Source organism: Micromonospora sp. D75 (assembly GCF_018070405.1).
GTDB lineage: Bacteria > Actinomycetota > Actinomycetes > Mycobacteriales > Micromonosporaceae > Micromonospora > Micromonospora chalcea.
On record NZ_JAGPXV010000284.1, the window covers coordinates 1 to 7,392 of the forward strand.

Sequence of the window (7,392 nt, forward strand, 5' to 3'; positions counted from 1 at the left end):
GATGATCGCCGCCGCCAGGTACGACACGGCGTTGCCGAGCATCATCCCGGCCGCCGCGAACGTGTTCGAGAAGATCAGGAACAGACCGACCTGGAGCAGGACGCGCAGCGCCACCACCGGAATGTTGACCAGAGCCGGGGTACGGGTGTCCGGCAGCGCGTAGAACGCGAAGGTGAAGAGCTGGCTGACCGCGAACGGCACCAGGCCGAGCGCCGCCACCAGCAGCACCGTCGAGGTGGCCACCGCGTTGTCGCCGGTGAACGCGCCGTACCGGAACACCACCACCGAGATCGGGGCGGCCAGCACCGCGTAGCAGACCGCGATGGGCGCGAGCACCGCGGTGACCATCCGGGTGCCCCGGGACAGGTCGGCGGTGACGTCGTGGAACCGGTTCTCGGCGGCGGCCGCGCTCATTCGCGGCATCAGCGCGGTGATGATCGAGACGGCGATGATGCCGTGCGCCATCATCAGCAGCAGGAAGACGTTGTTGTAGATCAGCAGGCCGGCGTTCTGGCCGTCCCCGCCGGTGGCCCGGTTGAGCAGGTTGACCACCACGAAGAGGCCGAGCTGGTTGACCGCGACGTAGCAGAACATCCAGGCGCCGAGCCGGGCCAGCTCGCGCAGCCCCAGCTCGCGGAAGTCGAACCGTGCCTTCCACCGGAAGCCGACCTTGCGCAGCGCGGGCAGCAGGCCGATCGCCTGCACCGCGACGCCCAGCAGGGTGCCGCCGCCGACCAGCAGGATCCGGTCCCAGCCCACCTCGCCGGGCGGCAGCGCCTTCGCGCTGTAGACGACGATGTACAGGCCGAACGTGCCGATGGAGACGATGTTGTTGAGGATCGGCGCCCACATCGGGGCGGCGAAGTGCCCCCGGGTGTTCAGCACCGCGGCGATCAGCGCGCTGATGCCGGTGAAGAACAGCATCGGCAGCATCAGGTACGACAGCCGGGTGACCAGCGTGGTGTACGCCGGGTCGTCGCTGCCGGCCGCGTACACGGCGGTGAGCACCGGGGCCAGCACCACGGCGATCAGCGCGGTCGCGGCCAGGGCCAGCACCGCGAGGGTCAGCAGGCGCTGCGCGTACGCCTCGCCCCGGTCCGCGTCGATCTTGCGGCGGCGGACCAGCACCGGCACCAGGACGCTGGTCAGCACGCCGCCGAGCAGGAACTCGTAGACCTGGTTGGGCAGGAACTGGGCGGTGGTGAACGCGTCACCGACCATGGTGCCGAGCGCGGCGCCGATCATCAGGTTGCGGATGAAGCCCGTACCCCGACTGACCAGGCTGCCGATGGCCATCACCGCGCTGTTCGCCGCGGCGCTGGTCTCGGCCACCACCTCCTGCGGGGGCGCGACGGCCTCGACGCCCGGCTGGTTCAGCGGCTCGGCGGAGATGAAGGTGGCGCCGTCGTCCGGCGGCAGGCCGCCGCCGTGCGCGTTCGCGCTGCGGTAGAGCCCGCCGCTCATCTGCCAGCCTCCAAGGGGTACGTCGCAACCGGGTCCGGCCGGCCCCGCCCAACCGGAACCTTAGTCAACCTCCGCCCGTTACCCGCGCCCGGCGCGGTCGATCCACCCTCGGCCCGATAGGCTGGCGATCCCATGTCCGAAGCCTCCGCCTCCCACGCCGCCGACCGCCGCGAGCTGACCGCCGCGCAGCGCAACGCCGTCGCCGAACTGCTCCGAGTCTCACCGGTCGCCGACGAGCTGGGCCGGCGCTTCGCCCAGGCCGGTCACGAACTGCACCTGGTGGGCGGATCCGTCCGCGACGCGCTGCTCGGCCGGCTCGGCAACGACCTCGACTTCTGCACCGACGCCCACCCCGACGAGACGGTCAAGGTCATCCGTGGCTGGGCGGAGTCGATCTGGGAGACCGGGCGTGAGTTCGGCACCATCGCCTGCCAGCGCGACGGCCTCAACCTGGAGATCACCACCTTCCGGGCCGAGGTCTACGACCAGGTCAGCCGTAACCCGGTGGTGCAGTACGGCACCAGCCTGGTCGAAGACCTGAAGCGCCGCGACTTCACCGTCAACGCGATGGCGGTCAGCCTGCCCGACCACCGGTTCACCGACCCGTACGGCGGGCTGGCCGACCTGGCCGCCAAGATCATCCGTACCCCCGGCACGCCGCAGGAGTCGTTCCGCGACGACCCCCTGCGGATGCTGCGCGCGGCCCGGTTCGCCGCCCAGCTCCGCTTCGCCGTCCACCCGGACGTCCGCGCCGCGATGACCGAGATGGCCGGCGACCTGGACCGGATCACCGCGGAACGGATCCGGGACGAGTTCACCAAGCTGCTCTGCGGCGCCGACCCGATCACCGGGCTGCGGCTGCTCGTCGACACCGGCCTGGCCGAGCGCTTCCTGCCCGAGCTGACCGGCCTGAAGCTCACCATCGACGAGCACGCCCAGCACAAGGACGTCTACGAGCACACGCTCACAGTGGTCAGCAACGCCATGTCACTGGAGTCCGACGGCTGCGACTTCGTGCTGCGGATGGCCGCGCTGATGCACGACGTCGGCAAGCCGGCCACCAAGGCGGTCGGCGCGGACGGCCGGGTCAGCTTCCACCACCACGAGGTGGTCGGGGCCCGGCTGACCAAGGCCCGGATGAAGGCGATGCGCTACTCCAAGGAGATCACCTCCCAGGTGGTCAAGCTGGTCGGCCTGCACCTGCGCTTCTACGGGTACGGCCGGGGCGAGTGGACCGACTCGGCGGTGCGCCGGTACGTCACCGACGCCGGCGACCTGCTGTCCCGCCTGCACAAGCTGACCCGTTCCGACTGCACCACCCGCAACCGGCGCAAGGCCGCGCAGCTCGCGGCCGACTACGACGCGCTGGAGGAGCGGATCGCCCGGATCGCCGCCGAGGAGGACCTGGCCCGGGTGCGGCCCGACCTGGACGGCAACGCGATCATGGAGTTGCTCGGCGTGCCGCCGGGACCGGTGGTCGGCCGTGCCTGGCAGCACCTCAAGGAGCTGCGCCTGGAGCGCGGGCCGCTGGACCGCGACGAGGCCGAGGCGGCGCTGCTGCGCTGGGCCCGCGACGAGGGCATCATCGGCTGACCTCCCCGCGCGGGGAAGCTCCACGACGATACGGCGGCGTGTCGACCGAAAGGTTGACGTGCATCGGTCGATGTCTCGCGCATGATGATGGTCATCATCAGCCACCCGGATCGACGGGTACGGCTGTCCTGATCACATCCGCCCGTCCCGAAGGGACGGCCGCTGGACACGGGGAGAGCATTCAGTGTCACGTCATGGCGCGCTGCGCCGCTCCGCGCTGGTGGGGCTTGCCCTCACCTCCGCGACCTCCATCATCTGCGCCGCCACCGGCGGCGCCGCCTCGGCCGACCCGGCCGGCCCGAAGCGTGCCCCGGTCCGGGGCGCCGACACCGCCGCGGCGGTACCCGGCCGCTACATCGTCGTCCTCAAGGACGGCAAGGCCGGTCCCGCCAAGGTGAAGTCCACCGCGTCGGCCCTCGCCGGCGAGCACGGCGGCTCCGTACGTCGGGTGTTCGGCAAGGCGCTGTCCGGCTACTCCGCCAGCATGGACCGCCGGCAGGCGGAGCGCCTCGCCGCGGACCCGGCCGTCGCCTACGTGCAGCAGGTCCAGCGCTACCAGGCCACCGGCACCCAGACCACCCCGCCGTGGGGGCTGGACCGGATCGACCAGTCGCGGACGAAGACCGACGGCCGGTACACCTACCCGGCGACCGGCGCCGGAGTGACCGCCTACGTCATCGACACCGGCATCGACATCGACCACGAGGACTTCGGCGGCCGGGCCCGCAACGGCTACGACGCGGTGGAGTCCGACGACGTGGCGCAGGACTGCGACGGCCACGGCACGCACGTGGCCGGCACGATCGGCGGCACGAAGTACGGGGTCGCCAAGGACGTCGCGCTCGTCGCCGTACGGGTGCTCGACTGCGACGGCGGCGGCAGCAGCGAACAGGTGCTCGCCGGCATCGACTGGGTCACCTCGCACGCCACCGGGCCGTCGGTGGCCAACATGAGCCTCGGCTTCGGGGGCATCGACCAGGCGGTGAACGACGCGGTCGCCCGCTCCATCGCCTCCGGCATCACCTACGCCGTCGCGGCCGGCAACAGCATGCAGGACGCCTGCGGCGAGTCACCGGCGCGGGTGCCGGCGGCCATCACCGTCGGCGCCACCGACCAGATCGACTTCCGGGCCTGGTTCTCCAACTACGGCACCTGCCTGGACACCTTCGCGCCGGGCACCGGCATCGTCTCGGCCAAGGCCGGCACCGCCACCGGCACGGAGACGATGAACGGCACGTCGATGGCCTCCCCGCACGTGGCGGGCGCCGCGGCGCTGGTGCTGGAGGCACACCCGGGCTGGACCCCGCAGCAGGTGCGCGACTCGGTCGTGGGCACGAGCGTCAGCGGCGCGGTGCACGACATCATGGGCTCGCCCGACCGGCTGCTGCACGTCGGCGACGCGGTGGTGGCGCGCGAGTCGTACGGCCTCAAGGCCCGCGGCAACGGCCTGTACGTGACGGCGGAGAGCGGCGGCAACCGGCCGCTGATCGCGCGCGGCACCGAGGTCGGCGCCTGGGAGCGGTACGACGTGGTGGACGCCGGCAACGGCTACTACGGCCTGCGTGCCGTCACGAACAACCTGTTCGTCACCGCCGAGAGCGGCGGCAACCGGCCGCTGATCGCCCGGTCCGCCGCGATCGGCGACTGGGAGAAGTTCCAGATCGTCACGAACACCGACGGCTCGGTCAGTCTGAAGGCCGTCACAAACGGCAAGTACGTCACCGCCTCGAACACCACCAACCCGCTGATCGCCAGCAAGACCACCATCGGCGCGGCGGAGAAGTTCGACTTCGACGCGGCGCCCCCGGTGGTCGGCATCAAGGCGGTGGCAAACGGCAACTACGTGACCACCGAGAGCGGCGGCACCCGGCCCCTGATCGCCCGGGCCGCGACCGTCGGGGCCTGGGAGCGGTACGAGGTCGTCAGCGTGGGCGACGGGTTCTTCGCCCTGCGCGCGCTGGCGAACAACCAGTTCGTCACGGCGGACGCCGGCGGCAACCGGGCGCTGATCGCGAAGGCCACCGTGATCGACGCCTGGGAGGTCTTCGACTTCCTCGACGACAACACCGACGGCTCGGTCTACCTGCGGGCGAACGCCAACGGCAAGGCGGTCACCGCCGGCGCGACCGGGGGCAGCCAGCTCATCGCCAGCCGCGTCATCGACTGGAACAGCGAGACCCTGGGCCTGAGCACCGGCGAGAAGTTCGTCTTCGCCGCGCTCTGACCCGCCACACCGAAACGGCGCCCGCCGGCTCCCCGAGGGGAGACCCGGCGGGCGCCGTCGTTCGTCACGCGTCGACGGTGCTGCCGTCCACAGTGCTCTTGCCGTTGTTCTGCGCGCTGCTGCCCAGCCGCGCCAGCAGCCCGGCCAGGTCGATGCCGGTGAGGTCGCTGCCCAGCTGGAGACCCTGGGCGACGTTCCCGGCCACCGACTTGGTCAGCGACGACGCGCCGTCGGTGGAGATCACCGTCATCTTGTCGATCGCGCCGATCGGGGCGCTGGCCGCGCCGACCACCTCGGGCAGCACCTTGACCAGCAGGTCCAGGACGGCCGCCTCGCCGTACGCGGCGAACGCCTCGGCCTTGCGGGCCATCGCGTCGGCCTCGGCCTGACCCGTGGCGAGGATGGCCGCCGCCTCGGCCTGGCCCTCCCGCTCGACCGCCTCGGCGATCGCGGAACGCCGGCGCTGCTCCGCCTCGCCCTCCTTGGCGCCCTCGATCGCGTTCGCCTCGGCCAGCGCGGCCCGGCGGGCCCGCTCGCCCTCACCGGTGAGGCGGGCCTGCTCGGCGGCGGCCTGCGCGGCGGCGATGGTCGCCTGCCGCTGCGCGTCGGCGTTGAGCACCGCCGCGTTGCGGTTCGCCTCGGCCTCCTGCTCCACCTTGTACCGGGCCGCGTCGGCCGGCTTGCGCACCTCGGTGTCGAGCTGGCGCTGCTTCAGCTCGGCGTTGCGCTCGGCCTCCTTCTGCTGCTCGGAGAGGATCGCCTGGTCCCGCTCGGCCTGGGCGAGCGGCCCGGCCGCCGCCGACTTCGCCTTGGCCGCGTCGATCTCGGCCTGGATGCCGGCCTGCTTGAGCGCCAGGTTCCGGTTCGCCTCGGCGATCGCCTCCTCGGCGAGCAGCCGCTCCTGCTCGGCCTGCTGGCGGGCCCGCGCCTCGGCGATGGCCGCGTCCTTGAGCACCCGGGCCGCCTCCGGCCGGCCCAGGTCCTGCAGGTAGGAGCCCTCGGCCAGGATGTCCTGGAGCTGGAACGTGTCCAGCACCAGGCCCTGGTTGGTCATCGAGTGCTCGGCCTCCTCGGCGACCGCGCTGGCGAACGCCGCCCGGTCCCGGATGATCTCCTCGACGGTGAGCCGCCCGACGATCGAGCGGAGCGCACCGGCCAGCACCTCGCGGGTGAAGTTGTCGATCTCCTCCTGCTGGTTCAGGAAACGCTGGGCGGCGGCGCGGATCGCGTCCTCGGTGCCGCCGACCTTGACGATCGCGACGCCGTGCAGCTCGGTGCGGATGCCCTGCTTGCTCACCGCGCCGCGGATGCTGACGTCGATCCGGCGGCTGGACAGGTCGAGCGACTGGAGCTTCTGCACCACCGGCAGGACGAACACCGAGGCGCCGAGCACGACCTTCTGCCCGGACATGTCGGTGGAGCGGGCTCCGTCGGCGGTCTGGGTGGTGCGGCCCTTGCGGCCGGTGACGATGAACGCCTGGTTCGGCCCGGCCACCTTGATCCGGGACAACACGAAGAGTACGAGGACGACGGCGAGGAGGACCGCGCCGCCGATGGCGACGAGCAGGGGCATGGGCATTCCCGTCTGTTGGTGTCAGTAGGTCTCGACGTGCACGCTGGTCTCGCTCAGTGCTTCGACCACGAAGATCCGGGTGCCGACCGGGATCGGCCCGTCGGCGCGGGCGTTGAGCTTCACCGGCTGGCCGGCGAGGCGTACCCGCACCTCGCCGTAGCCGCCGCTGGGGATCGGCGTCACCACCAGGCCGATCGCGCCGGCCAGGTGGTCGCGGGTGGGGGTGGCGTCGGTGCGCATGTTGCGGGCCGCGCGACTGAGCCGGGCCGCCAGCCAGCCGGTGGGCACGGCGGCGAGCGCGCCGCCGGCCACCGCCGCCGCGATCATCCCGGGGGTACGCCCGCCGAGCAGCTCGTTGACGATCGCGGCGCCGAAGCCGAACGCGCCGGTGAACCCGGCGGCCGCCTCCAGCGACACCGGCCCGTCGACGTCCGGCTGGCCGAGGTGGAGCACTCCCGAGCCGAGCAGGGCGAGCGTCAGCACGCCCACACCGACCCCGCCGATGATCAGGAAGATGAGCGTCCCGGTGGCCATGACC

The 7,392-nt window shown here is 72.1% G+C and carries 5 protein-coding genes; 2 read left to right on the forward strand and 3 right to left on the reverse strand.

Annotation, left to right across the window (positions count from 1 at the left end; translation table 11 throughout):
- On the reverse strand, positions 1-1,464 hold a 1,464-nt coding region (murJ, locus tag KBX39_RS17780), incomplete at its 3' end, for a murein biosynthesis integral membrane protein MurJ (protein ID WP_210871605.1).
- Positions 1,465-1,596: 132 nt separating this feature from the next.
- Here murJ and KBX39_RS17785 point away from each other — a divergent pair.
- Together KBX39_RS17785 and KBX39_RS17790 are read left to right on the forward strand one after the other, a co-directional pair.
- A complete protein-coding gene (locus KBX39_RS17785) occupies positions 1,597-3,057 on the forward strand; it encodes a CCA tRNA nucleotidyltransferase (protein WP_043327693.1) in 1,461 nt (486 codons plus the stop codon).
- Between the two features lie 184 nt (positions 3,058-3,241).
- On the forward strand, positions 3,242-5,281 hold the full coding sequence (locus tag KBX39_RS17790) for a S8 family serine peptidase (RefSeq protein WP_210871607.1): 2,040 nt from the start codon (positions 3,242-3,244) through the stop codon (positions 5,279-5,281).
- 64 nt (positions 5,282-5,345) lie between these two features.
- Here the strand turns inward: KBX39_RS17790 and KBX39_RS17795 are convergent, their stop codons facing one another.
- Both KBX39_RS17795 and KBX39_RS17800 read right to left on the reverse strand, forming a co-directional pair.
- On the reverse strand, positions 5,346-6,854 hold the full coding sequence (locus KBX39_RS17795; protein ID WP_210871609.1) for a flotillin family protein: 1,509 nt from the start codon (positions 6,852-6,854) through the stop codon (positions 5,346-5,348).
- Between the two features lie 21 nt (positions 6,855-6,875).
- Positions 6,876-7,388 carry an NfeD family protein gene (locus KBX39_RS17800; RefSeq protein ID WP_210871611.1) on the reverse strand — a complete coding sequence of 171 codons (513 nt, stop codon included), beginning with the start codon at positions 7,386-7,388 and terminating at the stop codon, positions 6,876-6,878.
- Positions 7,389-7,392 lie beyond the last annotated feature (4 nt).

Bases quoted from the DNA above. Each gene is read 5' to 3' on its own strand.
- KBX39_RS17785 (WP_043327693.1), top strand. From the start codon at position 1,597: ATGTCCGAAGCCTCCGCCTCCCACGCCGCCGACCGCCGCGAGCTGACC.
- KBX39_RS17795 (WP_210871609.1), bottom strand. From the start codon at position 6,854: ATGCCCCTGCTCGTCGCCATCGGCGGCGCGGTCCTCCTCGCCGTCGTC.
- KBX39_RS17800 (WP_210871611.1), bottom strand. From the start codon at position 7,388: ATGGCCACCGGGACGCTCATCTTCCTGATCATCGGCGGGGTCGGTGTG.